We start from the raw sequence: 26414 nt of genomic DNA, 5'->3' as shown, positions 1-26414 counted from the left end.
GGTACACGAGGCTCGAACTCGTGACCTCAACCTTGGCAAGGTTGCGCTCTACCAGCTGAGCTAGTACCGCATCACATCTGTGTTCATTTCTTGCCAGCTGAACTTACTGTTTGTTTTATGTAACGGCCAAGTTACATGGGCCAACGTCAGCTTGTTAATACTGCTTCGTTGCCGGATGTGCTGCGCATTCTAATGATTAAAACGAACCAGTCAACACACTTTTTTAAACTTTTTGATTGCTCGCCTATAATTTACGCAAAGCGAATATTTATTAGTCAAACAAGGACCTTATTGGGCACTCAGATCTTTCCAAGCAGCCGAAAGGTAGCTAAACATCGACCAAAAAGTCAACGCTGTCGCGATATACAATAGCCCAAGACCAAAATATTCCATCCACCCTGCTTGTTGCCATATAAGCGCAATAAGCGCCATCATCTGCGCCGCCGTTTTCCATTTACCAATTGATGAGACAGCAACATTAGCCCGCTTGCCTAACTCGGCCATCCATTCACGTAATGCCGAAATAATAATTTCACGGCTGATCATGGTCAGTGCAGGGATAGTCACCCAAAGTGAATTGTAATGCTCTACAATCACAACCAGTGCAGCAGCAACCATTACTTTATCTGCGACAGGATCTAAAAATGCACCAAACGCTGTTTGTTGTTTAAGTTTGCGCGCTAAGTAACCATCAAAATAATCGGTTACCGCTGCGAGCCAAAAAAAGAATGCAGCCCAAAATGCGGCATGCTCTATTGGAAGGTAATAGCATAAGACGAATACGGGAATCAGAAAAACACGAAAAGCAGTTAAAATATTGGGAATATTAATCATTATGGTTACAACGTTAAATTAGCGCATGGTCAGTCGGTTAATGGTGCAATGTATCATAGATCTTTTGCGCAAGCTCATGACTTATACCTGGGACACGAGCAAGATCATCCACCGATGCTTTTTTAACCTCATGCAATCCCCCTAAATAAGTCAAAATAGCTTGTCGTCGCTTAGGCCCAACACCAGAGATAGATTCAAGTGTACTCTGCTTTCTGGCCTTGTCGCGACGCTGGCGATGCCCTGTTATTGCAAAACGGTGAGACTCATCGCGAATATGTTGAATAAGGTGAAGTGCGGGTGAATCCCCGGCCATTTCAAGCTCTTCATGGGTTTGTCCCATAATCAAGCTCTCAAGCCCAGCCTTACGAGTCACGCCTTTTGCAATACCAATCAGTAAAGGCATTTTCTCAGTAAAATTTTCGCTAAAATCAGCCAATACAGCTTCCGCTTGAGCAAGCTGACCTAGGCCACCGTCAATAAATACGATATCGGGAATATTCTCTAAAGCCTGTACATCGCGAAAACGTCGTGTCAGCACTTGTTTCATAGCCGCGTAATCATCACCTGGCGTAATGCCAGTAATATTGAATAAGCGATAATCAGACTTCAACGGCCCTTCCCGATTAAACACCACTGATGAGGCAACGGTTTTTTCCCCCATCGTATGAGAGATATCGTAACACTCTATCCGCTTAATAGGCTGCTCTAAATCTAAAGCTTCTTGTAGTAAATAGAATCGCTGCAACATGGTGCTTTTATGGCTAAGTTGACTGGTCAGGGCCGACAGAGCATTGGTACATGCAAGACGTAAAAAGCCAGCCCTATCCGCTCGCACCTTCTCTGTTAGGACTACTTTGTATTTAGCAAACTCAGACAACGCAGCAGAGATCGCATTTTGCTCTTCTAATGCTTGGCTAATCAAGATCTGTTTAGGGATCACTCTTCCATTAGCACCAGACAAATAAAATTGACTGATAAAAGCAGTAAACACTTCGTCGGCAGAGCTAGCATTAGGCACTTTAGGAAAATAACTACGGCTGCCCAAAACTTGACCCTGTCTTATGAACAGTACATGAATACAGGCCATGCCATTTTGATAGGCAAAGCCAATCGCATCAAGCTGCTCCCCTGCTCCAGTAACACTTTGTTGTTCAGATACTTTACGCAAAGCTTGAATTTGGTCTCGAAAGCGCGCAGCTTGTTCAAACTCTAATCGATCACTCGCTTGCTGCATTTTCTCAATCATTTTCCCGATCACATCTTGGCTTTTACCTTGTAAAAACAAGGTCGCCAATTCTACTTGCTGCTGATATTCATCGTCCGAGACCATATTGGTACAAGGCCCTAAACAGCGCTTAAGTTGGTATTGCAAGCAAGGCCTTGAACGATTTCGGTAATAGCTATCCTCGCACTGACGCACGGGGAAAATTTTTTGCATTAAATGCAGGCTTTCACGCACTGCGCCACCACTGGGATAGGGGCCAAAAAATTGCCCTTTCGACTTTTTACTACCGCGATAGACCCCAAGACGAGGATGCTTATGATCGGTAATTACAATATAAGGATAGGATTTATCATCACGCAACAATACGTTATAGCGCGGCATGTATTTTTTAATGTAGTTATGCTCAAGGATCAGCGCCTCTGTTTCAGTATGAGTAACAGTGACATCAATCGAAGCAATGTTTTTAACTAAAACACGCGTCTTCTCATTATCCAGAGTAGAGCGAAAGTAGCTGCTAAGGCGATTTTTTAAATTTTTGGCTTTACCAACATAAATGACAGTTCGCGAGCTATCATACATACGATAAACCCCCGGCTGTTGCGTCACGGTTTTTAAGAAAGCTGCAGAATCAAATAGTTCGGTCATAACTTCACATATAAGGCTTAAAACAAAAAAGGTGCCCTCAGGCACCTAGTTCACAATCAAACATTACGCTTAAAATTGTATTTATAGGGTATCCGCATCTAACATACCATGGCGAATCGCTAAGTGGGTTAGCTCTACATCACCACTGATATCTAACTTATTGAATAAGCGATAACGATAGCTATTGACCGTTTTCGGACTTAGGCTCAATTGCTCCGAGATTTCTGTCACTTTCTGTCCCTTCGTAATCATCAACATAATTTGAAGCTCACGTTCAGATAAGTTTTTAAATGGGTTTTCATCATCCGGAGAAAAATGGGCTAGCGCCATTTGTTGTGCTATTTCTGGCGATAAATAACGCTGACCCGCATTTACCACGCGAATAGCATTAAGTACCTCATCTGGCGCGGCGCCTTTAGTTAGGTAGCCAGAAGCTCCCGCTTGCATCACTTTGGTCGGAAAAGGGTTTTCGGTATGAATAGTTAATACTACGATTTTGATATCGGGATTGTATCTTAAGATTTTACGGGTGGCTTCTAAACCACCAATACCCGGCATGTTCATATCCATTAGGATGACATCAGGATTATTATCCCTGCACCACTGCACTGCGGCTTCGCCACTTTGAGCTTCGCCCACAACCTTGATGCCACGAATGTCTTCAAGAATACGTCGGATCCCTGTTCTTACCAACTCATGGTCATCAACAAGAAATACGTTAATCAAGAGAATTACTCCGCAAAATACTGATAGACCGATTCGGAATTAAAGCGGTCTTTGCTCGATGATAACCAAACTAATCAAATTAAAAAACACAAAAGCAGCATATCGTGTACATATTTGCAAATTTGCAACACAACGCAAAGAAATGAATTTAAAATTGTAATAAGCAGCTGTTTTTATTGTTTTTTCGTAAGGTGTTGAAAGTGGTGATTGCAATGATATAGAAGAGGAAAGGAATGGCGGAGGAGGAGAGATTTGAACTCTCGGTGAGCTATTAACCCACGCCGGTTTTCAAGACCGGTGCATTCGGCCACTCTGCCACCCCTCCGCAGCGGGGCGCATAATACTGGATATAAACCTGTGATTGCAAATAAAAATTTATTTTTTTAATGCATTTTTTAAAAACGCTTAATTTAACATCGATAGTTCAGTTTTTTATGACAAAACTACTTTACCTAGGATAAACTAAAGCAACTGATATCTTATCATCGATAGTTCAACGAGTTAATTTGATCTAAAGTGTGATAATCTCAGTACTTGAAATAGTAGGGGTTAAACCCCATTTAATAATTATGTAGCATCGTACTCTTATTTGATGGTAAGACTAATGACTCATTAGCACCGCAGGTACAGAGCACGACGTTCGATGCAAAGCAGATTCGTACAACATTTTTCATGAGGATTCAGCAATGAACCAATTTAGTCAAACTCAAACGGTTGAACGCGTCAGCGAAACCAACAAAGTGTTACGTAACACCTACTTCTTACTCGGTCTTACTTTAGCCTTTTCATCCATTGTGACTGCGGTTTCTGTAGCAATGATGGCTCCAGCTTTACCATGGTGGGGTATGTTAATCGGTGCTTACGGATTAATGTTCCTAACTGAAAAGAACCGCAACTCAAGCCTTGGTTTAGTGTTTGTTTTCTTATTTACCGGCTTTATGGGTTACACCTTAGGTCCATTGATTGGCATGTTCTTAGCTGCTGGCGCGGGTGAAACAGTAATGACAGCCCTTGGCGGTACTGCGTTAGCCTTTTTTGCAACTTCGGCCTACGCACTAACAACTAAACGTGACCTATCATTCTTAAACGGCATGATAGTGACAGGTTTTGTGGTATTGATTGTAGCCATGATCGCTAATTTTTTCCTAGCTATGCCTGCACTTTCACTGGCAATCAGCAGCATGTTTATTTTGTTCTCTTCGGCGGTGATCATGCTAACCACGCAAAATATTATTCGCGGTGGTGAGACAAACTACATTTCAGCGACGGTTACTTTATATGTCTCTATCTACAATATCTTTGTTAGCTTACTGAGCATCTTAGGTATTGGTGGGGATGATTAATCTCTTTTAGATTAACGTTGGCTTAATCTAAATCATAAAAGCCCTAAAAAGCCCCTGCCATCAGGGGCTTTTTGTTTATGGATGTTTTACACTGACAGCAGTTTGATTTCATCGATACTTGGATAACTTTCCGCCCCTATGCAACCCTTAATCAACCTGCTCCAAGACCAGCTTCGGACACTCATTACGCACACCTACTTTCATGCAGGCGCGCGAGTGTTATGTGCCATCAGCTTTACACTGTTGCCTGCATTATTGTGGCAACAAACGGAATTATCACTCACTCTCGCACTGGGCGTGGTGGCCTGCGGTATCGCTGAAACTGACGATGCCAGCGTTAACCATTTAAAAAGCTTAGGGATCACTTTAGTCTGCTTCTTGATTGCGTCATTTTCAGTTGAGTTGCTTTATGCCACGCCAACACTCTTTGTTATTGGCTTAGCCGGCTCTACTTTTATTTTTATCATGCTTGGCATTTTTGGCCAGAGATACGGTCAGATTGCCTTTGGCGCCCTAATTATTGCTATTTACACCATGATAGGTTACCAAAGTAACCACCCTTTCTATATTCAACCCTTAATGCTCACTGCCGGTGCCTTATGGTATGGGTTATTTTCACTTATGTGGGCATTTGCCTCGCCTTACCGCTCATTACATGAACAATTAGCCCAGCTGTACTTCAACCTAAGCCGTTATCAGCTGGAGAAATCACGCTTTTTTGGTAGTAATCAAACCGATTGGCTGGCGGTAAGGCAAAACCTCGTTGTGCAAAATATCAGTGTGGTGAACAGTCTCAATATTTGCAAAGATACACTCAATAACCGTTTGCACGACTCAGGCAAAAAAGAGCGTCTTGATTTGTTATTGCAGTATTACCTGATCGCACAGCAAATACATGAGCGGGTCACGGCCACGCATTATCAGTACAGTCAGTTAGAGAGTGCTTTTTCCGAAACCCAAATGACGCAAGGGTTCCACCAGTTAATTTCGCAATTATCTGAAGCCAGTCACCAGCTTGGGAAATGTATTTTAATGCGTAAGAGTTATACCGTACCAGCATCATTAAGCTGGACGGTAAAAGCCCTGCAGGATCAACTTGAACACCTCAATAATAAACACCATTTTGATACTTCGTTGTTTACCCCTTTATCTTTTGTACTCAAAAACTTAACGGGTATTCATCAGCTTTTATTAGAAGCCAGTGAAATCAGCCATACAGGCAGCCGCCTATTGGACGACGCTAAATTATCCACAGAGCCCAAAATAGCAACATGGGATCGTATTACGCACCACATTAAAAGTCGTTCAGCCATATTTAGACACGCGATTCGCATGAGCCTGTGTTTTGTTACTGGCTATTTGCTCTTACAATATTTAGATCTAGAGAAAGGCTATTGGGTGTTACTCACTTGTTTGTTTGTTTGTCAGCCCAGTTTTAGCGAAACGCGTAAACGCCTGATCCAACGTGTTATTGGCACCTTTATCGGGGTCGCGATTGGTTTTCCACTGCTTTATCTATTACCCAGCGTGTATGGCCAATTTTTTGTTTTAGCCCTATCGGCTTTTTTCTTCTTTACCTATTTGAAAACGAATTACAGCATTGCGGTTATTTTCATCACTATATTTGTAATGATGGTGTTTAACTTATTATCAGGTACTGGTTTAGAGGTGGTTTGGCCGCGAATTCAGGAAACCGTATTAGGCAGTGTGCTTGCCGTATTAACCGTGAGTTTTATTTTGCCGCAATGGCAGTACAAGCGCATTCCAAGCCTGCTGTCATTGTCATTACACGCTAATTTGAATTACTTTGAACACGTAGTTGAGCAATATCATAATGGTAAACATGAGTCCCTGCCCTATCGTATCGCGCGCCGCGATGCGCATATTGCCGACATTAATTTGGCCAGCGCTTGGCAAAATATGCTGATAGACCCAGGCTCAAAACGCAAACTGGTTAAAGAAAGCTATGCCCTTACTAATCGCAATAATGCTTTATTAGCTTATATCTCAGCGTTAGCAGCACACCGTGCGCCTTTTAGTGAACTAGAAACGCGGCCCGATCTCGCGCCAATTTTGACCTTAACTAGGCAAGCACTGAATAAAGCCATTCAAAGTATTGAAACACCCGATTGTGGTCACACTGAAATAGAGGCACAATTACCGCCATTAAAAATCACCGAACTGACTCCTGAACAACTGTCGATCGTGCAGCAGCTGCAATTAATTGCTAACACGGCAACGGATATTCAAGCACTTGCTTGCAATATCACTCAGGTAAAATAAGTCAGAACGGTTTATTGCAAGTAAAGAGAAAATTATGTACATCATTAATGGCGAAACCATAGCAACTGACAAACAAGGCTACTTACTTGATCTTAACTTGTGGTCAAAACCATTAGCCGAACAAATTGCCGAACAAGAAAGTATCAAGATGACCGAAGCGCATTGGGAAGTGGTATTGTTTGTCCGTGAGTTTTACCTTGAATTTAATACCTCACCCGCTGTTCGAGCATTGGTCAAAGCCATGGCAAACAAATTTGGCCCTGAAAAAGGCAACAGTCGCTATTTATTCAAGCTGTTTCCACAAGGTCCAGCCAAGCAAGCGACTAAAATTGCAGGCTTACCCAAACCAGCTAAATGTCTATAGCCCCTCGTTAAGTTCACTTTGGAGTCACCAATGAGACCTTATTTATCCATTGCTTTCTTGTTACTACTACTTGGCTTCTCAAATATTGGCTTTGCATCGAGTTTGAGCGAACAACTCGAGCATATCGCGCAAGCACAAGAAGCGCTTAAATCTGAACAATCTAAGCTGGCTCAGTCGCATCAAGAAGAACGCTTATACTTTGAAGATGTAGTACAACGTCAGAATCAGAAACTAAGAAAGGATCTTGCAAGCATCATCAATCAATATGGCAAAAGCCATCAAGATGAAGTTGCACCCTATATTTTTGCGCAATTGGCTTTTTTAAACCAAGCGCTTGAGTTAACAAAAGCTGAGCTCACCGACTCACTAAAGCTAGGGGAACAAAGTCAAGGGGAAGACAAGGCTGAACTGACCCATGTATCACAAGAGCTGTTTAATGTGATCGATGGACATTATCTAGCACTATCGGATACTTTCGCTTGGGCCATTCAGCTTGACCTAGATGTGGCGAAAGAGCTACACACATTTAAAATAGAATTAGACGGACGAGCAAAATTATTAAGTAACATGCTCCGTTTTTTTACTAAACGACAAGCTGATTTGAAAGCACGATTAGACTCTGCCGTCGAAAGTGATAAAGCCCCCATCCAGCAATCATTACAAACCCTTACCGACAACAACTATTGGTTAGTCAATAACCTTGAAAATACTGTCAATATCATGGACCGATACCAGCTAGATACTTCTGAATACAAGCAGCTCATATTCAGTATTACTGGCGCAATAACGGTTGATGTACTGGACCTAAATGTAGTTTCAGGACTGGCTCAGCAATGGCTTGGTAGTTTGAAGTCTTGGGCATTAGAGCATACCCCTACCCTAGTCATGCGACTGTTGCTCTTTGGGCTTATTCTGGTTGTGACCAGAAGCATTGCCCGTTTAGTAAAGAAAGCAGTCAAACGCAGCGTGTCACATTCAACCATGAAATTTAGCGTACTCATGCAAGAATTTTTCATAAACTTATCCGCTAAAATTGTTTATGTGTTCGGCATCATGGTTGGTATTTCTCAGCTTGGTGTTGAGTTAGGCCCACTTTTAGCTGGCTTTGGCGTTGCAGGTATTGTAATTGGCCTTGCCTTGCAAGACACGCTGTCTAACTTTGCTTCCGGTATGATGATCTTAATTTACCGCCCATTTGACGTGGGCGACTACGTTGAAGTGGCGGGCGGTGTACGCGGCAACGTTAGTCATATGAGCTTAGTATCAACGACCATAAAAACTATCGATCACCAGCGTCTTATCATACCGAATAATAAGATTTGGGGAGATACCATCAATAATATTTCGGCTGAACACTTTCGTCGCGTGGATATGCTCTTTGGTATTGGCTACGGCGATGATATTCGTAAAGCAGAAGCGGTGTTAACCGAGATCTTAGAAGCCCATCCTGCTGTACTAAAAGATGATGCTCACCCATATATGGTTAAAGTGCACGCATTAGGTGAATCTTCCGTCGATTTTGCAGTTCGTCCTTGGGTTAAAAATGAAGACTACTGGAATGTTTACTGGGACGTTACTCGCTCCGTTAAGCTGCGTTTCGATGAAGAAAAAATAAGTATCCCCTTCCCGCAACGAGACGTTCATATCTATCAGCATAATGAAGCGTAAGCTTGCAAAGTTAATATAAAAATGCCGCTCAATTGAGCGGCATTTTTATTGCTTATTTATGTTTGTTAGCCAAACAATTTAACCGAGATGAGTCAGTCCACCCATGTAAGGCACTAGCACAGCTGGCACTTCGATACGGCCATCGGCCATCTGGTAATTTTCTAACACCGCAACCAAAGTGCGCCCAACCGCTAAACCAGAGCCATTTAAGGTATGGATAAGTTCAGGCTTTTTCGCGCCTTCTGGACGAAAACGTGCTTGTAAACGACGCGCTTGGAAATCACCCACGTTAGAGCAAGATGAAATTTCACGATAGGTGTTTTGCGCCGGTAACCATACTTCTAAATCAAACGTTTTAGTTGCGCCAAAGCCCATGTCACCAGTACATAGCGCCATTACGCGATACGGCAAGCCTAGCTTTTGCAATACGGCTTCCGCATGACCGGTTAACTCATCTAACGCTGCAAAGCTCTGCTCAGGATGCACTAATTGCACCATTTCAACTTTGTCGAACTGATGCTGACGAATTAAACCACGGGTATCGCGGCCGTAAGAGCCCGCTTCACTACGAAAACACGGTGTGTGCGCCGTCATCTTAATGGGTAAATCAGATTCAGCGTAAATCGTATCGCGCGACATGTTTGTTAGCGGCACTTCAGCTGTTGGGATCAAAGATAAACCTTGGCCTTCTTCTGTCGCTGGCTGGGTATGGAAAAGATCGCCACCAAACTTAGGCAACTGACCGGTGCCATATAAGCTGTCAGCATTGACTAAGTAAGGCACGTACATTTCAGTGTAACCGTGTTCGGTGGTATGCAGATCCAACATAAACTGGGCCAGTGCACGGTGCATACGGGCAATTTGTCCCTGCATCACAATGAAACGAGAGCCGGTGATTTTAACGGCTGCAGGAAAATCTAACCCACCCAAGGCTTCGCCTAAATCAACGTGATCTTTAACTTCAAAATCATAAGCCTTTGGCTCACCCCAACGGCGAACTTCAAGGTTTTCAGTCTCATCTTTACCGACAGGCACCGACTCATGAGGTAAATTAGGAATACTTAATGACAGCCCATTAAGTTCAGTCATCAATGCAGTTAGTTGCTCTTTAGCCGCATCAAGCTCTGCACCGAACTTATTCATTTCAGCGCGCAGCGGTGCAATGTCTTCACCCCGTTTGGCGGCAGCACCGATAGATTTGGATCGACTGTTACGCTCAGCTTGTAGATTCTCAGTGCGAACTTGTAGCTCTTTACGTTGATTTTCTAATGTATTGAGCTTTTCAACATCAAGTTCATAACCGCGTGAGGCCAATTTAGCCGCAACTTCGTTTAAATCACCACGCAAAAATTTAGGATCTAACATGCTTAACCTTTAACTTTTTATTATTAATTGGGTGCCGATCCATGCAGCGATAATACAAATCACCACATTGATAACGACATTTAATACGGCTTTGATTAGCTCACCTTGTTGGATGAGCAATAAACTGTCCATGGAAAACGTGGAAAACGTGGTTAACGCACCGAGTAGGCCAACGCCAATTAACTGTTTCCAAGGATTGGTATTGAGAATATTTTGCTCTAATAAAGCAAAGATAATCCCCATTAACAATGAGCCAATCACATTGACTATCAGTGTACCAAAAGGGAAGCCCTTTCCAAAAGTAGCAAGGGCCCAATTACTGATAAGAAAGCGCAAACACGCCCCTGTCGCGCCACCACACGCAACAAATGCCAGTGCTGTGTAATTAGTCATAGCGTTTGTTCTCACTTAATTGGTCTTGCTCGCGCAGCCAATTAAGCTTATCTGAAATTTGTTTTTCCAAGCCGCGCTCGGTTGGAAAGTAATATTGTTGATGAGCGAGTGAGTCCGGGAAGTAGTTTTCACCTGCGGCATAAGCATTAGGTTCATTATGAGCATAGCGATACTCTGCGCCATGCCCTAACTCAGCGAGTAGCTGGGTTGGCGCATTACGTAAATGTACTGGTACAGGCGCATCGCCGTGTTCTTTGGCATCACGAAGGGCCGCTTTAAACGCGTTATAAACAGCATTACTTTTTGGTGCACAAGCCAGATAAACAATGGCCTGTGCAATCGCGCGCTCACCTTCAGCAGGGCCAACGCGACTAAAACAATCCCAGGCTGACACCGCGACTTGCATGGCACGTGGATCGGCATTTCCCACATCTTCTGATGCAATAGCTAAACAGCGCCGCGCAATATATAAAGGATCGCACCCTGCTGTTAACATCCGTGCATACCAATAAAGTGCAGCATCAGGCGCAGAGCCGCGAATGGACTTGTGCAAGGCAGAGATTAAATCAAAATAGATATCGCCTTGCTTATCAATGCTGGCCAATGGCCTACCCGCCACCGCTTTGAGTAAATCCTCAGTCAATCGTTTCTCGCCATTGACTAAGTCGGCCATATCAACCATCAATTCAATAAAATTAAGGACTTTACGGCCATCGCCCCCCGCTAATTGAACCGTCTTTTCCGCCAAACCATCAGCTAGCGTGACCGACACATCGGTAAAACCTTGCTTAACAGCACGCTCTATCATGGCTAATAAGTCAGTTGTTTCGAGCTTTTTTAACACATAAACACGGGCTCGCGAGAGCAGTGCGTTATTGAGTTCAAACGAGGGATTTTCTGTGGTGGCACCAATAAAAGTAATGGTGCCATCTTCAATGTAAGGTAAAAAGCCATCTTGCTGACTTTTATTAAAGCGATGCACCTCATCGACAAATAACAAGGTACGTTGGCCCTGTTGACCATTTTGCTGCGCGCGCTCAATAGCAGCGCGAATATCTTTTACCCCTGACGTAACCGCCGACAAACGCTCAACCTTAGCGTCACAATATTGAGCAGCTAACTCGGCCAAGGTCGTTTTCCCTGTACCCGGCGGTCCCCACAAGATCATAGAATGACAAAAGCCCGCTTCAAGGGCTTTTCTTAAGGGTTGCTCGGGGCCGATGATATGTTGCTGGCCAACATAATGCTCAAGGCTCGTTGGCCGCATCCGCGCCGCCAACGGCCTAAAGTCAGGCGCAAAATTAAGACTTAAGTTATCCATTAACGCTGGTCGTCAACCTCAACCCCTTCCGGGATGACAAATTCGAAGTCGCTGTCTTTAAATGTATTTTTCGAGTTAAATTCGGTTAGCACAAACTGACTGGTTTGGCCTTGGCGCTCTTTAATGCTAAAACCGATCAGTTGATCTTTTTGATTAAACTTCATGGTAAATTCAGCAATACTGGCTTGCTCATCCTTTGGCTTAATAACAAATTCTTGCTGTTGAGCCACAACCTCATATTGCTGCCAGACTGCTTTATCGGTCGATGCCAATAATAGAAAAGGCGTCCCCGCAACGGCGTCGGCTTGATCGAGCAAAGTGACTTGCTCAACAAATGGGCTGTAAACCCACACCGTATTACCATTTGACAACACTAACTCTTCATCAGGCATCAATACTTGCCAACGAAATTTATCCGGATGGGCAACGTTAAGCTCTCCTGATGCTTCTTGGATCACTTTTCCATCTAAATCTAATACTTGCTGCGAAAAGTTAGCTGAGAACTGCGATACTTTATGTAGCTTCTGCTGTAGATCTTGCGCGGCATCGGCCCACACTGAGCTTGAAAACAACATCAATGAGGTGAAGCCTGATGTTAATAATAACGATAATTTGTTCATCTTAATTCCTTGGCGGAGGGGGAGCTAATACTTCACGATTGCCATTATGGCCCGGCGCACTCACAATGCCTTGTTGCTCCATTTGCTCAACAATACGTGCCGCGCGGTTGTAACCTATTTTAAATTTACGTTGTACGCCTGATACAGAGCCACGGCGTGTTTCTGTTACAAAGGCAACGGCTTCATCATAGAAAGCATCAACTTCTTCGTCAGACTCAGACATTTCACCCGGCAACATATTTTCGGCAGTGGTATCACCCGATAAAATATCATCAATATAATTTGGTTCACCACGTAACTTCCAATCTGCAACCACTTTATGTACTTCATGATCATCAACAAATGCGCCATGAACGCGCGTTGGAATTGAGGTGCCCGGAGGCAAATATATCATATCGCCCATTCCCAATAATGATTCCGCACCTTGTTGATCTAAAATAGTGCGCGAATCAATTTTACTGGACACTTGAAACGCCATTCTGGTTGGGATATTAGCCTTGATTAAGCCAGTAATGACATCTACCGATGGACGCTGGGTAGCGAGAATTAAATGGATCCCCGCGGCACGCGCTTTTTGCGCAATACGCGCGATTAGCTCTTCTACTTTCTTACCGACAATCATCATCATGTCAGCAAATTCATCAACCACTACAACAATACTCGGCAGTTTAGTTAGCTCAGGAGCTAACTCATCCACGCTGTCACCCGGCTTCCAAAGGGGATCAACCATAGGGTTACCCGAATCAATAGCAGCCTTCACCTTAGCGTTATAGCCTTTTAAGTTACGCACACCGACCGCTGACATCAACTTATAGCGGCGCTCCATCTCACCCACACACCAACGCAGTGCATTGGCAGCGTCTTTCATATCAGTTACCACTTCTGACAGCAGATGCGGAATGCCTTCATAAACTGACAATTCAAGCATCTTAGGATCGATCATAATCATCCGCACATCTTCCGGTGATGACTTGTACAATAAGCTGACTATCATACAGTTAACACCAACTGATTTGCCTGAGCCGGTGGTACCCGCCACCAGCAAGTGCGGCATTTTCGCTAGGTCAACCACCACGGGTTTACCAGCAATATCACTGCCCAGCACCATGGTTAATGGAGAATTACTTTCAGTGAACAATGGGCAATCGAGCACTTCGCGCAAATAAACCGTTTCACGGTATTTGTTTGGCAGCTCTAAGCCAATATAGGTTTTACCCGGGATCACCTCAACCACGCGCACACTGATAGCCGATAGCGCACGTGCTAAATCTTTTGCCAGTCCGCTAATTTTACTGACTTTAATGCCCGGTGCTAGGTCTAATTCAAAACGTGTAATCACAGGACCGGGGAAGACTTCCATCACCTTAGCTTGCACGTTAAAATCTAATAACTTGGCTTCAACCAAACGGGAAACTTGATCCAATTCTTCTTGGCTAATCGGATTTTCTGACTTATTGGGTCTGTCGAGCAGGTCAACCGATGGCAAAGGGGCTAACGGTGGCATCGCCTGTTTTTTCTGCAAGTCAGCGACTGCATCTGCCAAGGTTGGCTGCTGGCTGCTGTGTTTACTGACCATCTGCGCCACTTTAGGCGAATCGGTAGCGTCAGTAGGAGAATGCGAAAAAGAGGGGCCGAAATCATCCTCGTCGTCATCTAAGTCTGGCATCCACGGCATACTCAAATCATCGAGTTCGCTATTGATTGGCTCTGGTGCTGTTGTTGAGGCAACCTCTGTGACAGCAGGAGGCTCTTGCTTAACCTGTGGTTTAGTCCGCTTAACTTGTTCATTCAATGAAGACTCAAACTCAGGCAAAATCTTATCTAGGCTAGGTAAAGGAGGATCATTACGCTCAGATTTATCATCTTTTTGCTTTGGTAACTCTTTCGCGAACAGCACATCTTCCGCTTCTTGTTTCGATTTATTGGCGCTGCGTTGCGCTTTAAACTCACGCCATGCAGTCGGCGCATTCAATAACAGCCGCCCTAACTTGATACAGTATTCACCCAGTTTATCAATAAACATTAATAGTGAAATCCCCGTAAAGAGGGTAAAACCTGTCGCGATAAAACTGAGTAAAATCAGTGTTGAGCCCAATAAACCAAAATAACTCACCATTGATTGAGACAGAATGTCTCCGATCACACCACCACTTGAGAAGTAATAAATATCATCAAAATTAAGCGCGGCCAGTGCCGTCACCCCAAGGACAATAAAAATAAACCCTATAATTCGTAAACCCAGCGCTAAATAATCTAAAGAAAGCAGCCCCTTAGGCTTCCAGAATAATAGCCACGCTATGGCCACTGTAACAAATGGCATCAAGTAAGCGGCAATACCAAAGGCAAACAACAAAATATCCGCTAACCAAGCCCCCGCTGCCCCACCTGAGTTATGGATAGAGCCTTCCCATGCTGTTTGCGTCCAACTGGGATCAGAAGGGTGGAAAGTGATTAATGACAGCATCATGAAAATAGCAAAGGCATGACAGATAATTAGACTGACTTCTAGAATGCGGGCAACACCAGATAAAGAAGACATGGGTTTTGCTTGGGTCAAGCTTAATTCCTTGTTCATTTTAAACGCCTGAAGAGAAAATAAAAAAGCGGCAATAAGCCGCTCTTTATTGTATCCATTTAACTGCTAAGGTAAAGCTTAGCGAGTCTTTATCACTAAAGAATTGGACTGTTTCACTTCTTCCATCACCACATAAGTGCGAGTATCGTTAACACCAGGTAACCGCAACAAGGTTTCACCTAGCAATTTGCGGTAAGCCGACATGTCACACACGCGGGTTTTTAGTAAGTAATCAAAATCGCCAGAGACAAGATGACATTCTTGAATTTCTTCTAATTCCTGAACTGCACTGTTGAATTGCTCAAATACATCCGGCGCGCCGCGATTAAGGGTAATTTCAACAAACACCAACAAGGATGCATCTAGGTATAATGGGTTTAGAATTGCTGTGTAGCCCTTAATGTAACCTTGGCGTTCAAGGCGGCGTACACGTTCTAAACAAGGTGTTGGGCTTAAGCCAACACGCTTTGAGAGCTCAACATTAGAAATTCGGCCATCTTTTTGTAATTCATTTAAGATATTACGGTCAATGCGATCCAAATCCTTAAGTGGTCTAGTATTTACTTCCATCATTATTATATTCCATTTAATTACATCCCAGTAAAATAATATCACGCTTTAAATTTAATTATAGGTGCATGGGCGGTTATTTTTCCGCCTATACTAGCGTGATAGCCTTTTATATTTCTCAACCCAACCCCAACAATGAGTGAGGTGAATAATGATTATTGGCGTACCAAAAGAAATCAAAAATCACGAGTACCGCGTTGGCTTAGTCCCATCTAGTGTGCGAGAGTTAACTCGCTTAGGCCACATAGTCAATATTGAAACTAATGCCGGTGCAGGAATTGACCTCACCGATGCTGAGTTTAAAGCAGCTGGAGCAAACATAGTTGCCAGTGCTAGTGAACTATTCTCAAAATCTGAGATGATAGTCAAGGTAAAAGAGCCTCAAGCGTCAGAACGAGCATTACTTAAACCTGAACACGTTCTTTTTACCTATTTACATTTAGCGCCAGATCTGCTCCAAACTGAGGATCTTATCAAGAGTCGAGCCACATGTATAGCATATGAAACTGTTACTGATAAAAATGGCACACTACCTTTACTGTCACCAATGTCTGAAGTGGCTGGTAGAATGGCCATCCAAGCCGGTGCGATGGCTCTTGAAAAGTCTTGGGGTGGCAGAGGGTTACTGTTAGCAGGGGTGCCTGGTGTCGCACCCGCTAAAGTGCTGGTTATTGGCGGCGGTAAGGTGGGTCAAAATGCCATTAAGATTGCGATCGGCATGGGCGCGGATGTAACTGTTTTAGATAAGAATATTAATACTTTAGAACAACTGGATCGGCAATATGCTAATACCTTGACGACCCTTTACTCAAATGCAGAAAACTTAGAACAAGAAGTGATCCGTGCCGATCTAGTGATTGCTGCCGTACTGCTACCCGGCGCAGCCGCACCGAAACTCATCACAAAAGCATTACTGAAAAAAATGAAACCGGGTGCGGTAATTGTTGATGTTGCAATAGACCAAGGAGGCTGCTGCGAAACTTCTCATCCAACCACCCACGATGATCCTATTTATATTGTTGATAACATAGTGCATTATTGTGTTGCCAACATGCCAGGCGCAGTCGCTCGAACGGCCACTTTTGCTCTCAATCATGCCACCCTTCCCTATGTAATTAAACTGGCAGAGCTCGGCGCTGTGGAGGCCATGCGTCAAGATCCGGGCTTGCTGGCTGGACTAAATGTATTTAACGGCCAGATTACTAATGAGCAAGTCGCAATTAGCCAACAAAAGCCCTGGATCTCAACCACTCAGGTGCTTAATTTATAAAAAAACTCAAAAGGAGCTTATATTTTCAGCTCCTTTTTTTATAAAATATAACAAATTGTTCTGTCGATGCTTTTATCCGTTGACCATTTTTGCTAGTTAGCGGTGATTTATTCTGTAGATATATTTCGCCGCTTTACCCACTGTTATTATTTCCATACAATCACCTCAAGCATTACTAGAAGAGACTTGCAATGAGCGAACCAAAACACTGTAAATTATTAATTTTAGGCTCCGGCCCTGCTGGTTACACTGCCGCTGTTTACGCTGCACGTGCCAACTTAAATCCGGTATTGGTAACAGGTATGCAACAAGGTGGTCAATTAACTACCACCACAGAAGTTGAAAACTGGCCTGGCGATGCACATGGCCTAACGGGTCCAGCATTAATGGATCGAATGAAAGAGCATGCAGAGCGTTTTGAAACAGAGATTTTATTTGACCATATTCACACCGTTGATGTGAAAAATAAGCCATTTACGCTAACTGGCGACAGCGGCGTATATACCTGTGATGCGCTGATCATCGCAACTGGCGCATCAGCTCGTTATTTAGGTTTACCGTCTGAAGAAGCATTTAAAGGCCGCGGCGTATCGGCATGTGCCACCTGTGACGGTTTCTTTTACCGCAATCAAAAAGTAGCTGTCATTGGCGGCGGTAATACCGCAGTTGAAGAAGCGTTATACCTATCTAACATTGCTTCTGAAGTACATTTAGTTCACCGCCGTGAAACATTCCGCTCGGAAAAGATTTTGCTTGACCGTCTACAAGATAAAGTAGCAAACGGCAACATTACCCTACACTTAAACCGCACCTTAGATGAAGTGTTGGGCGATGAGATGGGCGTAACGGGTATGCGCATTAAAGATACACAGTCAGATGCAACAGAGAACGTTGATGTAATGGGTGTTTTTGTCGCGATTGGCCACAGCCCGAATACGGAAATATTTAAAGGCCAACTTGAAATGAAAGATGGTTACTTAACTATCCAATCAGGTACTCAAGGTAACGCGACACAAACCAGTGTTGAAGGTGTGTTTGCAGCGGGTGATGTTGCAGATCACATTTATCGACAAGCAATTACTTCTGCTGGCAGTGGTTGTATGGCAGCATTAGACGCTGAGCGCTATCTTGATAATATAGTGAAATAAAAAATGAGATAGGGATGAAAAAAATACTGGTCATCGAAGATAGCAGTACGGTTAGAAATATCTTACTGCAAGTGATCCAAAAAACCTTAAACATCCCTACCGACTCTGCAAAGAGCATGGCTGAATGCAGAGCATTGATAAAAAATAATGGCAGCAAAGCGTACTTTGCTGCCATGGTTGACTTAAATCTCCCCGACGCCGCACCCGGCGAGGCCGTTGCTTACACACTGGCTCATCAACTTCCTTCTATTGTATTAACGGGTGATTATAACGAGACAATGCGTGAAAAATTGCTCAATATGGGTGTGGTTGATTACGTCATTAAAGACAGTACCTATTCTTTTAATTATGCCATTAGCTTATTGCAGCGTTTACACAAGAATCAGTTTATAAAACTGCTGGTAGTAGAAGATTCTAAGGTATCACGTAGCTATTTGGAGGGACTGTTAAAACAGCATTTATTCCAAGTTTACACAGCCAATGATGGTGTGGCAGCACTCTCAATGTTAGAACAAGAGCCCGACATAAAGATTCTTTTGACTGATTACAACATGCCAAATATGGACGGCTTTCAACTCGTTCAAGCCTTGCGTCAACGCTTCGATAAAAATCAATTGGCCATTATCGGGCTTTCATCTGCCAATGAACCTTCACTGTCGGCACGTTTCATTAAACATGGCGCCAATGATTTTCTGAGTAAACCGTTCATTCATGAAGAATTATACTGCCGAGTAAATCAAACCTTGGACCACATTGAACTGGTTGCTGAAATCCAAGCGACAGCCAATCGTGATTTTATGACAAAATTGTATAATCGCCGTTACCTCTTCATTCAAGGGGCTCAACTTCACGCCAGGGCAAAGCAGGGCCAATACAGTTTAGCTGTAACCTGCATGGATATTGACCACTTTAAAGAAGTGAATGATACCTATGGTCATGAGGTAGGTGATATCGCCCTAAAACACGTTGCCAATATGCTCACAATCTGCTTTCCAAAATCTGTTGTGGCTCGTCTCGGCGGCGAGGAGTTTTGTATCCTAATGACAGACACAGACAACGAACTCGCCAGTTCGCGACTCAACAAATTCAGAGAGAAACTGGCACAAAGCCCAATCGTGGCTAATGAGCAAGACGTTTGGATAACCGCTAGTTTTGGCGTGAGTAACTTCATTGGTGATTCATTAGATAGCCAACTTAATCGTGCCGACAAATTACTTTATGAAGCAAAAAACGATGGTCGCAACCGCGTTTACAACGATACCGACGCTGATTTTTAACACTTAAATGAGGGTCTAAGACCCTATATTAATAGGCCAGGTCAACTCTAACGCCTTCATCGAAATACAAGATACGAACGGCGTCCCCTCGTTTAAACCTCATATTGGGATCTTTATCTTGAATAACATTAATTAATTCGCCCTGCTCGGTTTTTAACAACAGCTCAACCAACTGATACTCCAAGACAATCGGCGTTTGTGAACGGTAATCTGCTATCCCAGCCCCCAACACAGCCCCAGCGGTAGTAGCAACGATTTGCCCCGTTCCATCGCCAAATTGATAACCTAATAAGCCACCTATAAGTGCGCCAGATAATGTATGCCAACCATGACGAGTTGACTGGAGCACTTGTTGCTTCGTTATATTTCTTGCAGAATCAACTGAGGCAAATACCACTTGATTCACAGGCCGGGCAACATTACGCTGATATAAATCGGCACCGTAAGAACTAGCTACGATAAAATTCGAGGCCATCATAGCGACACAAATCAAAACGAGTCGCCTCAACAAACTGTATTTATGATGCGCCATAATTACCTTCTTAATATTACTGAATGGTCATGAGTCATTTTATAACGCAATTAACTCAGCAAGCGAGTTTATTTCCTGATCCAAGCCTAGCATTAACTGAACCTGATGGGCTACTGGCAGTTGGTGGTGATTTAAGCCCTACTCGTTTATTAGCCGCTTATCAAAAAGGAATTTTCCCTTGGTTCAGTGATAACCAACCCATAATGTGGTGGAGCCCCAGTGAACGAGCAACCATTATACCGGGTGAAGTACATATAAGCCGCTCTATGGCACGCCTCATTCGACAACACAAATTTGAAATTACCGTCAACATTGGCTTTACTGAAGTAATAAGGGCTTGCGCCGATGAACGCAAAGATGATGGCACTTGGATCACCCCTGAAATGCAGCAGGCTTACATTCAACTACATCAACTGGGCCATGCCCACTCGATTGAAGTTTGGCAACAAACTCAACTTGTGGGCGGTATTTACGGCGTCAATATTGGCCGTTTATTTTGTGGTGAATCTATGTTTCATCGCGCATCTAACGCATCAAAACTGGCTTTTATCGCATTATGTCGGCATTTTGGACAACATGGTGGTCAGTTAATTGATGCACAAATTCCAAATCCGCATCTCTCTTCACTCGGAGTTCAGTCACAAACGCGAAATCGATTTCTCATGCAAGTACAACGGCTGGCAAAAGAGCCAATAGGAACAGAATGTTGGACAAAACAGACAATTCATCTGAAATTATCTTAAAAGTCGGCTTGACTCCTGAGCATACTTGTAGCTATTTGCCAGAAAAAAAAGAGCAGCTACTCGTAATGATGGATCCGGGTATGTTCAACCCTCACGACTATGAACGACTCCTTAGCCTAGGTTTCCGCCGCAGTGGCAAAGACATTTATCGTCCTCACTGCCGCCACTGTCAACAATGCCAATCAATTCGCTTACCTGTTAATAGTATTCAGCTAACAAAAAGCCAAAAACGAGTAGTCAAAAAGAACCAAGCTATCGTCGTGAAAATCAGCCATCAGAATAAGCCTGAATATTTCGAGCTCTATAAAAAGTACATTAATACTCGTCATCAAGACGGCAGCATGTATCCGGCCGATCTTATTCAATACGAGCAGTTTGTCCTAGCACCTTGGCTATCACCGCATTATTTGGAATTTTATGACCATGATACGCTAATTGCAGTAGCGGTAACCGATGTTGGCACGGCGAGTCTCAGTGCGATGTATACTTTTTTTCACCCTGACTTTGGGCATTTGTCTCTTGGCACCTTCGCCATTTTGCAACAATTAAGCTATGCAAAAAGCCTAGCATTGCCTTGGCTATACCTAGGTTACCAAGTCGATGACTGTGAAAAAATGAATTATAAGACCCGATTTTCACCCTATGAACGCTTGATCCGCGGTGATTGGCATAAATTCACGAATTAAATTCAGCCATTTCTTTACCCTTTCATGCAAATCTGGCATTATTCGGCGGTCAAAAAATAGCTTAAATTGCAAACCGAGGACTCGATGGCGAAAGAAGACAATATTGAAATGCAGGGAACTGTGTTAGACACACTACCAAATACCATGTTCCGTGTAGAACTAGAAAATGGTCATGTTGTGACAGCACACATATCTGGTAAAATGCGTAAAAACTATATTCGCATTCTAACCGGGGATAAGGTGACTGTTGCTTTGACACCTTACGACCTATCTAAAGGACGTATCGTGTTCCGCGCAAGATAATCTTCGCCATAAAAAAACCAGCTTACGCTGGTTTTTTTTGGTGTCAATTATACCATTCAGGCCTAAGCAACAGGCTCACCCACTTCTGAATAGTTAAATCTAAGTTCATCATCTTTCAGAGACACACGCACATCGCCGCCGCTAACTAAACCACCAAAGAGTATTTCATTCGCTAACGGTTTTTTCAGATGCTCTTGGATCACTCGAGCCATTGGGCGGGCACCCATTGCCTTATCGTAACCCTTAGTAGCAAGCCACTCTCTTGCATCTTGATCCACCACCATAGATACACCTTTCTTATCCAGTTGAGCTTGCAACTCCACGATAAACTTATCAACAACTTGGTAAATCACGTCCATATCAAGGTGATTAAACCAAATAATATTGTCTAGCCGGTTTCTGAACTCAGGTGAGAAAGTACGATTAATCTCGTCTAATGCATCATAACTTTGATCTTGCGCTTTAAAGCCAATGCTATTGCGCACCGTCTCTTGCACACCGGCATTAGTGGTCATCACTAAAATCACATTACGAAAATCAGCCTTACGGCCATTATTATCAGTTAATGTGCCGTGATCCATTACTTGTAGCAATAAGTTAAACACATCTGAATGGGCTTTCTCTATTTCATCAAGCAACACCACACTGTGTGGATGCTTGATAACAGCATCGGTTAGCATGCCACCTTGATCATAACCAACGTAGCCAGGAGGCGCACCAATTAAGCGAGAGACCGCGTGACGCTCCATATACTCTGACATATCAAAGCGAATAAGCTCAACGCCCATTACTTTCGCAATTTGTTGCGTCACCTCTGTTTTACCAACCCCTGTTGGGCCTGCAAACAAAAATGAGCCCACTGGCTTCACTTCATTGCCTAAGCCAGAGCGGCTCAAACGGATCGCGTCAGTCAGCGCTTCAATGGCATTATCTTGACCAAACACCACCATTTTCAAATTGCGGGATAGATTTTTCAAAATATCTTTATCAGATGCAGAAACCGATTTTTTCGGAATTCGAGCCATTTTTGACACGATGGCTTCAATATCACCCACATTAATGGTTTTACGACGTTTGCTGATCGGCAATAAGCGTACACTTGCCCCCGCTTCATCAATAACATCGATAGCCTTATCAGGTAGGTGGCGTTCATTGATATACTTAGCACTTAACTCAGCCGCGGCACGTAAAGCTTTAGCGGTGTAACGCACGTCGTGGTGTTGCTCGTAGCGAGGTTTCAGTCCCATCAGTATACGAGTCGTGTCATCGACTGACGGCTCGACAATATCAACTTTTTGAAAACGACGAGCCAAAGCGCGATCTTTCTCAAATATTTGATTGTACTCTTGATAAGTGGTCGAGCCAATGCAGCGCAGCAAGCCATTACTTAGCAATGGTTTGATCAAGTTTGCGGCATCCATTTGCCCACCTGAAGCGGCCCCTGCGCCAATAATGGTATGAATTTCATCAATAAACAAAATAGCGTTATCTTTTTTCTCAATTTGTTTAAGTAAATTTTTAAAACGCTTCTCAAAATCACCACGGTATTTTGTACCCGCTAACAGAGAGCCCATGTCGAGTGAGTAGATAGTGCTATCAGCAATCACATCGGGTACTTCACCGTGAACAATACGGTAAGCTAAGCCCTCGGCAATCGCTGTTTTGCCCACACCAGCCTCACCCACTAACAGTGGATTGTTTTTACGACGGCGGCACAGCACTTGAATACTGCGATTAAGCTCTTCATCACGTCCTATTAGCGGATCAATACGGCCTTCTAAAACCAGCTGATTTAGATTAGCCGCATAATTCTCAAGTTTGACACTGCCCTCTTCACCAGCTTCATCCATCATCGGTGAATCGGGACCGGAATTATGTTCATTGTCATCATTTTTACGAATACCATGAGACAGATAATTCACCACGTCTAAACGCGACATATCGGATTTTTTCAGGAAGTATACGGCCTGTGATTCTTGCTCACTAAAAATGGCCACTAGCACATTCGCACCTGACACTTCGGTATTACCCGAAGACTGAACGTGAAACACCGCGCGCTGTAACACCCGCTGAAAGCCTAAGGTTGGCTGGGTTTCACGATCAATATCATCAACTGGAATAAGAGGCGTAGTTTGTTCAATAAATTCAGTGATTTCTTTACGCAATGCGTCAACATCAGCACTGCACGCCTTAAATGCATCACTGGCGGATGGATTGTCTAACAAGGCAAGTAATAAATGCTCAACCGTCATAAATTCATGACGATGTAATCGGGCCCTTTTAAATGCGTCGTTAAGTGTTTGCTCTAGCTCTTTGTTTAACATATAACACTCCCAAAAATACTACGACGAAAAGACGAACGCTCAATTAATCCTTTTCCATGGTGCACAACAAAGGATGTTCATTGTCTCGTGCATAGGTGTTAACTTGAACAACTTTAGTTTCTGCAATCTCTGCAGTATATATGCCACATATACCTTTTCCATGGTGATGAACGCTCAACATAATCTGTGTGGCCTTATCTATGTCCGCGTTAAAAAAACGTTGTAACACTTCTATCACAAAATCCATCGGTGTGTAATCGTCATTATTTAATATTACCTTATACAACGACGGCGGTTGGATTTTGGTTTTAACTTCATCAAGTAACTGACTGTCGTGGTTAGGTTCGTGAATTTTGCTCATAGTAAAATACTAGTATCTCTGGTGGCCGAATGCTAAATAGTTTTTGTCACGATGGACATCACAAACAAATCGATTCATTTGCAATAACACCTTGACTATGTCTGAATTTTTACTAAATTGATATATTGATGATATTTATCATTGTACGTTGATATCTTAAAGCGTAACAGACATGATTTTTTAGGGTTAATTTCAATCAACAATAAGGATGCAGATGTATGGCAACCGGTACGGTTAAATGGTTTAACAATGCAAAAGGTTTTGGCTTTATTTGTGCTGAAGAAGGCGGTGAAGACATATTTGCACATTATTCAACCATACAAATGGAAGGCTATCGCACACTAAAAGCCGGCCAACAAGTGCAGTTTGAAACGCACGCAGGTCCAAAAGGCTCACACGCCACCGAAATTTGCCCCTTAGAGCAAAAATAAGGCTTCTTGACAAAAAAAGCAGGTTCTCCTGCTTTTTTTATTTTACGCACTTTGGTTCAAAAAAACACCTGCTTCATTGCAAACAGCTTGTTGCAATAAAAAATCGCATTTTTTATCTCTTCTATCTCGCTCTTTCTTTGCTATCATTGCGCCATCCACTTCATGACACTGATTGATCCGCTATGGGAACATCGTCAATACGACAGAGCCAAAAACGCCCAACAAACAAATCGGCAACCAGTTTTAGCAAACGAAAAGCGGCAATACGCAAAAAACCTAAAGCATTTCACAAGGCGACATCAACGCCTACTAAAACGCGAATTATTTTATTCAACAAGCCATTTGACGTCCTCAGTCAATTCACTGATGACGCCAACCGAGCGACATTGAAAAACTTTATTGATATTCCAGAAGTGTATGCTGCCGGACGTTTAGATCGCGACAGCGAAGGGCTACTCGTACTGACCAATAATGGTAAGCTGCAGGCTAAAATAACATCACCAAAAGCCAACACCAGCAAAACATACTGGGTTCAAGTCGAAGGTGAGCCAAATGCTGAAAAACTTGAACAATTGCGCAGTGGCGTAGCGCTCAAAGACGGCATGACATTGCCGGCAAAGGTTGAAGTGATGGCTTCGCCTAAGCTTTGGCCACGAAACCCGCCAATCAGAGAGCGTAAAAACATCCCGACTACTTGGCTATCAATTAGTATTAGTGAAGGTCGTAACCGTCAGGTTAGGCGCATGACGGCACATATCGGCCACCCAACATTACGTTTAGTCCGCTACCGTATAGGCAATTGGACCCTAGACGGTATTAATTCTGGACAATATAAAGAGGTTTCAGACCATGTTTAGCCCCCATGTTACCGTTGCTTGCATCATCAAATACAAGCAAAAATATCTAGTTGTTGAAGAGCAAGATAATGGCCGAACAGTATTAAATCAGCCCGCCGGACACTTAGAGTCTGATGAGTCATTGATTGCCGCGGTTACGCGTGAAGTTTGGGAAGAAACAGGGTTAACAATTACCCCGCAAGGGTTAGTCGGTAGCTATTTATTTACTAGTCCAATCAACAATATCACTTACTTACGCTTTTGCTTTTATTATGAATTTGACCAAGCGCCGCCAGCCTGTAAACCTCAAGATCCTGACATCATAAACTGTCATTGGCTCACCCTAGCAGAGTTAGAAACGGAACAAACTAAACTGCGTAGTGCCTTAGTGTTAGAAGTGATTGAAGATTTTGTCGCGGGCCAAAAAGCCGACTTGTCGCTCGTGAAACATTATCCTTTAGCCACGGTTTAAGGCCAGCAACAAGTGACAAAATGGCGATGGTAACAACAAGAAATGCCGATTAAAGAAATAACTGTGGTCTAACTCACAAAGCTGTTTTAGGCCATTAAA

Annotated in this window: 25 protein-coding genes and 1 tRNA gene; 13 read left to right on the top strand and 13 right to left on the bottom strand. The window is 43.3% G+C overall.

What is annotated here, in order from left to right; all coding sequences use genetic code 11:
- Positions 1–288 precede the first annotated feature (288 nt).
- From pgsA to K1M91_RS05650, 4 genes are all read right to left on the bottom strand, one after another.
- Entirely contained in the window at positions 289–834 is a 546-nt protein-coding gene (gene pgsA, locus K1M91_RS05665) for a CDP-diacylglycerol--glycerol-3-phosphate 3-phosphatidyltransferase (protein WP_232800578.1), read from the bottom strand.
- A gap of 37 nt (positions 835–871) precedes the next feature.
- A complete protein-coding gene (gene uvrC / locus K1M91_RS05660; RefSeq protein WP_232800577.1) occupies positions 872–2704 on the bottom strand; it encodes an excinuclease ABC subunit UvrC in 1833 nt (610 codons plus the stop codon).
- 81 nt (positions 2705–2785) lie between these two features.
- On the bottom strand, positions 2786–3430 hold the full coding sequence (uvrY, locus tag K1M91_RS05655) for a UvrY/SirA/GacA family response regulator transcription factor (protein WP_232800576.1): 645 nt from the start codon (positions 3428–3430) through the stop codon (positions 2786–2788).
- Positions 3431–3664: 234 nt separating this feature from the next.
- Positions 3665–3755: transfer RNA gene (locus K1M91_RS05650), tRNA-Ser, on the bottom strand.
- Between the two features lie 361 nt (positions 3756–4116).
- Between K1M91_RS05650 and K1M91_RS05645 the strand changes: the two genes are divergently transcribed.
- From K1M91_RS05645 to K1M91_RS05630, 4 genes are all read left to right on the top strand, one after another.
- Positions 4117–4773 carry a Bax inhibitor-1/YccA family protein gene (locus K1M91_RS05645; protein ID WP_232800575.1) on the top strand — a complete coding sequence of 219 codons (657 nt, stop codon included), beginning with the start codon at positions 4117–4119 and terminating at the stop codon, positions 4771–4773.
- A gap of 216 nt (positions 4774–4989) precedes the next feature.
- Entirely contained in the window at positions 4990–7056 is a 2067-nt protein-coding gene (gene yccS, locus K1M91_RS05640; RefSeq protein WP_232800574.1) for a YccS family putative transporter, read from the top strand.
- Between the two features lie 34 nt (positions 7057–7090).
- Positions 7091–7420: a TusE/DsrC/DsvC family sulfur relay protein gene (locus tag K1M91_RS05635; protein WP_232800573.1), complete on the top strand. Its 330-nt coding sequence runs from the start codon at positions 7091–7093 to the stop codon at positions 7418–7420.
- Between the two features lie 30 nt (positions 7421–7450).
- Positions 7451–9088, top strand: a complete 1638-nt coding sequence (locus tag K1M91_RS05630) for a mechanosensitive ion channel family protein (protein ID WP_232800572.1) — start codon at positions 7451–7453, stop codon at positions 9086–9088.
- 78 nt (positions 9089–9166) lie between these two features.
- On the opposite strand, the gene serS is transcribed toward K1M91_RS05630, so the two are convergent.
- From serS to lrp, 6 genes are all read right to left on the bottom strand, one after another.
- Positions 9167–10453 carry a serine--tRNA ligase gene (gene serS, locus K1M91_RS05625; RefSeq protein WP_232800571.1) on the bottom strand — a complete coding sequence of 429 codons (1287 nt, stop codon included), beginning with the start codon at positions 10451–10453 and terminating at the stop codon, positions 9167–9169.
- Positions 10454–10462: 9 nt separating this feature from the next.
- Positions 10463–10846 (bottom strand): fluoride efflux transporter CrcB, encoded by a 384-nt coding sequence (gene crcB, locus K1M91_RS05620; protein WP_232800570.1) that lies wholly within the window; start codon positions 10844–10846, stop codon positions 10463–10465.
- Positions 10839–12167 (bottom strand): replication-associated recombination protein A, encoded by a 1329-nt coding sequence (locus K1M91_RS05615; RefSeq protein WP_232800569.1) that lies wholly within the window; start codon positions 12165–12167, stop codon positions 10839–10841. Before K1M91_RS05615 ends, crcB begins: the two co-directional genes overlap by 8 nt.
- Positions 12167–12787: an outer membrane lipoprotein chaperone LolA gene (gene lolA, locus K1M91_RS05610; RefSeq protein WP_232800568.1), complete on the bottom strand. Its 621-nt coding sequence runs from the start codon at positions 12785–12787 to the stop codon at positions 12167–12169. Before lolA ends, K1M91_RS05615 begins: the two co-directional genes overlap by 1 nt.
- A gap of 1 nt (position 12788) precedes the next feature.
- Positions 12789–15362 carry a DNA translocase FtsK gene (locus K1M91_RS05605; RefSeq protein ID WP_232800567.1) on the bottom strand — a complete coding sequence of 858 codons (2574 nt, stop codon included), beginning with the start codon at positions 15360–15362 and terminating at the stop codon, positions 12789–12791.
- Between the two features lie 78 nt (positions 15363–15440).
- The gene (gene lrp, locus K1M91_RS05600; RefSeq protein WP_232800566.1) at positions 15441–15935 is read right to left on the bottom strand and encodes a leucine-responsive transcriptional regulator Lrp; all 495 of its coding nucleotides are present in this window, start codon (positions 15933–15935) and stop codon (positions 15441–15443) included.
- A gap of 148 nt (positions 15936–16083) precedes the next feature.
- Between lrp and ald the strand changes: the two genes are divergently transcribed.
- The 3 genes from ald to K1M91_RS05585 all read left to right on the top strand — a co-directional run bounded on the left by ald (position 16084) and on the right by K1M91_RS05585 (position 19627).
- Positions 16084–17202 (top strand): alanine dehydrogenase, encoded by a 1119-nt coding sequence (gene ald, locus K1M91_RS05595; RefSeq protein ID WP_232800565.1) that lies wholly within the window; start codon positions 16084–16086, stop codon positions 17200–17202.
- A gap of 191 nt (positions 17203–17393) precedes the next feature.
- Positions 17394–18350 carry a thioredoxin-disulfide reductase gene (gene trxB / locus K1M91_RS05590; RefSeq protein ID WP_232800564.1) on the top strand — a complete coding sequence of 319 codons (957 nt, stop codon included), beginning with the start codon at positions 17394–17396 and terminating at the stop codon, positions 18348–18350.
- Positions 18351–18364: 14 nt separating this feature from the next.
- Positions 18365–19627, top strand: coding sequence for a diguanylate cyclase (locus K1M91_RS05585; RefSeq protein WP_232800563.1), 1263 nt, complete (start codon positions 18365–18367; stop codon positions 19625–19627).
- A gap of 28 nt (positions 19628–19655) precedes the next feature.
- Here the strand turns inward: K1M91_RS05585 and K1M91_RS05580 are convergent, their stop codons facing one another.
- Positions 19656–20159: a glycine zipper 2TM domain-containing protein gene (locus tag K1M91_RS05580; RefSeq protein WP_232800562.1), complete on the bottom strand. Its 504-nt coding sequence runs from the start codon at positions 20157–20159 to the stop codon at positions 19656–19658.
- Between the two features lie 29 nt (positions 20160–20188).
- Between K1M91_RS05580 and aat the strand changes: the two genes are divergently transcribed.
- The 3 genes from aat to infA all read left to right on the top strand — a co-directional run bounded on the left by aat (position 20189) and on the right by infA (position 21891).
- Complete coding sequence (aat, locus tag K1M91_RS05575; protein WP_232800561.1) at positions 20189–20902, top strand: leucyl/phenylalanyl-tRNA--protein transferase; 714 nt, start codon at positions 20189–20191, stop codon at positions 20900–20902.
- Positions 20863–21588, top strand: a complete 726-nt coding sequence (locus K1M91_RS05570) for an arginyltransferase (protein WP_232800560.1) — start codon at positions 20863–20865, stop codon at positions 21586–21588. Before aat ends, K1M91_RS05570 begins: the two co-directional genes overlap by 40 nt.
- Positions 21589–21672: 84 nt before the next feature.
- Positions 21673–21891 (top strand): translation initiation factor IF-1, encoded by a 219-nt coding sequence (gene infA / locus K1M91_RS05565; protein WP_119910160.1) that lies wholly within the window; start codon positions 21673–21675, stop codon positions 21889–21891.
- Between the two features lie 62 nt (positions 21892–21953).
- On the opposite strand, the gene clpA is transcribed toward infA, so the two are convergent.
- Both clpA and clpS read right to left on the bottom strand, forming a co-directional pair.
- A complete protein-coding gene (gene clpA / locus K1M91_RS05560) occupies positions 21954–24215 on the bottom strand; it encodes an ATP-dependent Clp protease ATP-binding subunit ClpA (protein ID WP_232800559.1) in 2262 nt (753 codons plus the stop codon).
- A gap of 43 nt (positions 24216–24258) precedes the next feature.
- The gene (gene clpS, locus K1M91_RS05555; protein WP_232800558.1) at positions 24259–24576 is read right to left on the bottom strand and encodes an ATP-dependent Clp protease adapter ClpS; all 318 of its coding nucleotides are present in this window, start codon (positions 24574–24576) and stop codon (positions 24259–24261) included.
- 218 nt (positions 24577–24794) lie between these two features.
- Here clpS and cspD point away from each other — a divergent pair, with 218 nt between their 5' ends.
- From cspD to K1M91_RS05540, 3 genes are all read left to right on the top strand, one after another.
- Positions 24795–25007 (top strand): cold shock domain-containing protein CspD, encoded by a 213-nt coding sequence (gene cspD, locus K1M91_RS05550; RefSeq protein WP_232800557.1) that lies wholly within the window; start codon positions 24795–24797, stop codon positions 25005–25007.
- 182 nt (positions 25008–25189) lie between these two features.
- On the top strand, positions 25190–25864 hold the full coding sequence (locus K1M91_RS05545; RefSeq protein ID WP_232800556.1) for a pseudouridine synthase: 675 nt from the start codon (positions 25190–25192) through the stop codon (positions 25862–25864).
- Entirely contained in the window at positions 25857–26315 is a 459-nt protein-coding gene (locus tag K1M91_RS05540) for an NUDIX hydrolase (protein WP_232800555.1), read from the top strand. Before K1M91_RS05545 ends, K1M91_RS05540 begins: the two co-directional genes overlap by 8 nt.
- Positions 26316–26414: the final 99 nt, after the last annotated feature.

This window comes from Motilimonas sp. E26, from assembly GCF_021278025.1.
In the GTDB taxonomy this organism is placed as follows: domain Bacteria; phylum Pseudomonadota; class Gammaproteobacteria; order Enterobacterales; family CBDFNC01; genus Motilimonas.
The sequence above is the reverse complement of the archived record's forward strand: the minus strand, read 5'-3'. Positions and strand labels throughout refer to the sequence as shown.

Excerpts from the sequence above, each read along its gene's own strand:
- uvrC (WP_232800577.1), bottom strand. The coding sequence starts at position 2,704 with ATGACCGAACTATTTGATTCTGCAGCTTTCTTAAAAACCGTGACGCAA.
- ald (WP_232800565.1), top strand. The coding sequence starts at position 16,084 with ATGATTATTGGCGTACCAAAAGAAATCAAAAATCACGAGTACCGCGTT.
- K1M91_RS05605 (WP_232800567.1), bottom strand. The coding sequence starts at position 15,362 with ATGAACAAGGAATTAAGCTTGACCCAAGCAAAACCCATGTCTTCTTTA.
- lrp (WP_232800566.1), bottom strand. The coding sequence starts at position 15,935 with ATGATGGAAGTAAATACTAGACCACTTAAGGATTTGGATCGCATTGAC.
- cspD (WP_232800557.1), top strand. The coding sequence starts at position 24,795 with ATGGCAACCGGTACGGTTAAATGGTTTAACAATGCAAAAGGTTTTGGC.
- aat (WP_232800561.1), top strand. The coding sequence starts at position 20,189 with ATGAGTCATTTTATAACGCAATTAACTCAGCAAGCGAGTTTATTTCCT.
- K1M91_RS05570 (WP_232800560.1), top strand. The coding sequence starts at position 20,863 with ATGTTGGACAAAACAGACAATTCATCTGAAATTATCTTAAAAGTCGGC.
- K1M91_RS05545 (WP_232800556.1), top strand. The coding sequence starts at position 25,190 with ATGGGAACATCGTCAATACGACAGAGCCAAAAACGCCCAACAAACAAA.
- clpS (WP_232800558.1), bottom strand. The coding sequence starts at position 24,576 with ATGAGCAAAATTCACGAACCTAACCACGACAGTCAGTTACTTGATGAA.
- K1M91_RS05585 (WP_232800563.1), top strand. The coding sequence starts at position 18,365 with ATGAAAAAAATACTGGTCATCGAAGATAGCAGTACGGTTAGAAATATC.
- K1M91_RS05630 (WP_232800572.1), top strand. The coding sequence starts at position 7,451 with ATGAGACCTTATTTATCCATTGCTTTCTTGTTACTACTACTTGGCTTC.
- K1M91_RS05540 (WP_232800555.1), top strand. The coding sequence starts at position 25,857 with ATGTTTAGCCCCCATGTTACCGTTGCTTGCATCATCAAATACAAGCAA.
- serS (WP_232800571.1), bottom strand. The coding sequence starts at position 10,453 with ATGTTAGATCCTAAATTTTTGCGTGGTGATTTAAACGAAGTTGCGGCT.
- K1M91_RS05645 (WP_232800575.1), top strand. The coding sequence starts at position 4,117 with ATGAACCAATTTAGTCAAACTCAAACGGTTGAACGCGTCAGCGAAACC.
- lolA (WP_232800568.1), bottom strand. The coding sequence starts at position 12,787 with ATGAACAAATTATCGTTATTATTAACATCAGGCTTCACCTCATTGATG.
- crcB (WP_232800570.1), bottom strand. The coding sequence starts at position 10,846 with ATGACTAATTACACAGCACTGGCATTTGTTGCGTGTGGTGGCGCGACA.
- clpA (WP_232800559.1), bottom strand. The coding sequence starts at position 24,215 with ATGTTAAACAAAGAGCTAGAGCAAACACTTAACGACGCATTTAAAAGG.
- K1M91_RS05615 (WP_232800569.1), bottom strand. The coding sequence starts at position 12,167 with ATGGATAACTTAAGTCTTAATTTTGCGCCTGACTTTAGGCCGTTGGCG.
- infA (WP_119910160.1), top strand. The coding sequence starts at position 21,673 with ATGGCGAAAGAAGACAATATTGAAATGCAGGGAACTGTGTTAGACACA.
- K1M91_RS05580 (WP_232800562.1), bottom strand. The coding sequence starts at position 20,159 with ATGGCGCATCATAAATACAGTTTGTTGAGGCGACTCGTTTTGATTTGT.
- trxB (WP_232800564.1), top strand. The coding sequence starts at position 17,394 with ATGAGCGAACCAAAACACTGTAAATTATTAATTTTAGGCTCCGGCCCT.
- K1M91_RS05635 (WP_232800573.1), top strand. The coding sequence starts at position 7,091 with ATGTACATCATTAATGGCGAAACCATAGCAACTGACAAACAAGGCTAC.
- pgsA (WP_232800578.1), bottom strand. The coding sequence starts at position 834 with ATGATTAATATTCCCAATATTTTAACTGCTTTTCGTGTTTTTCTGATT.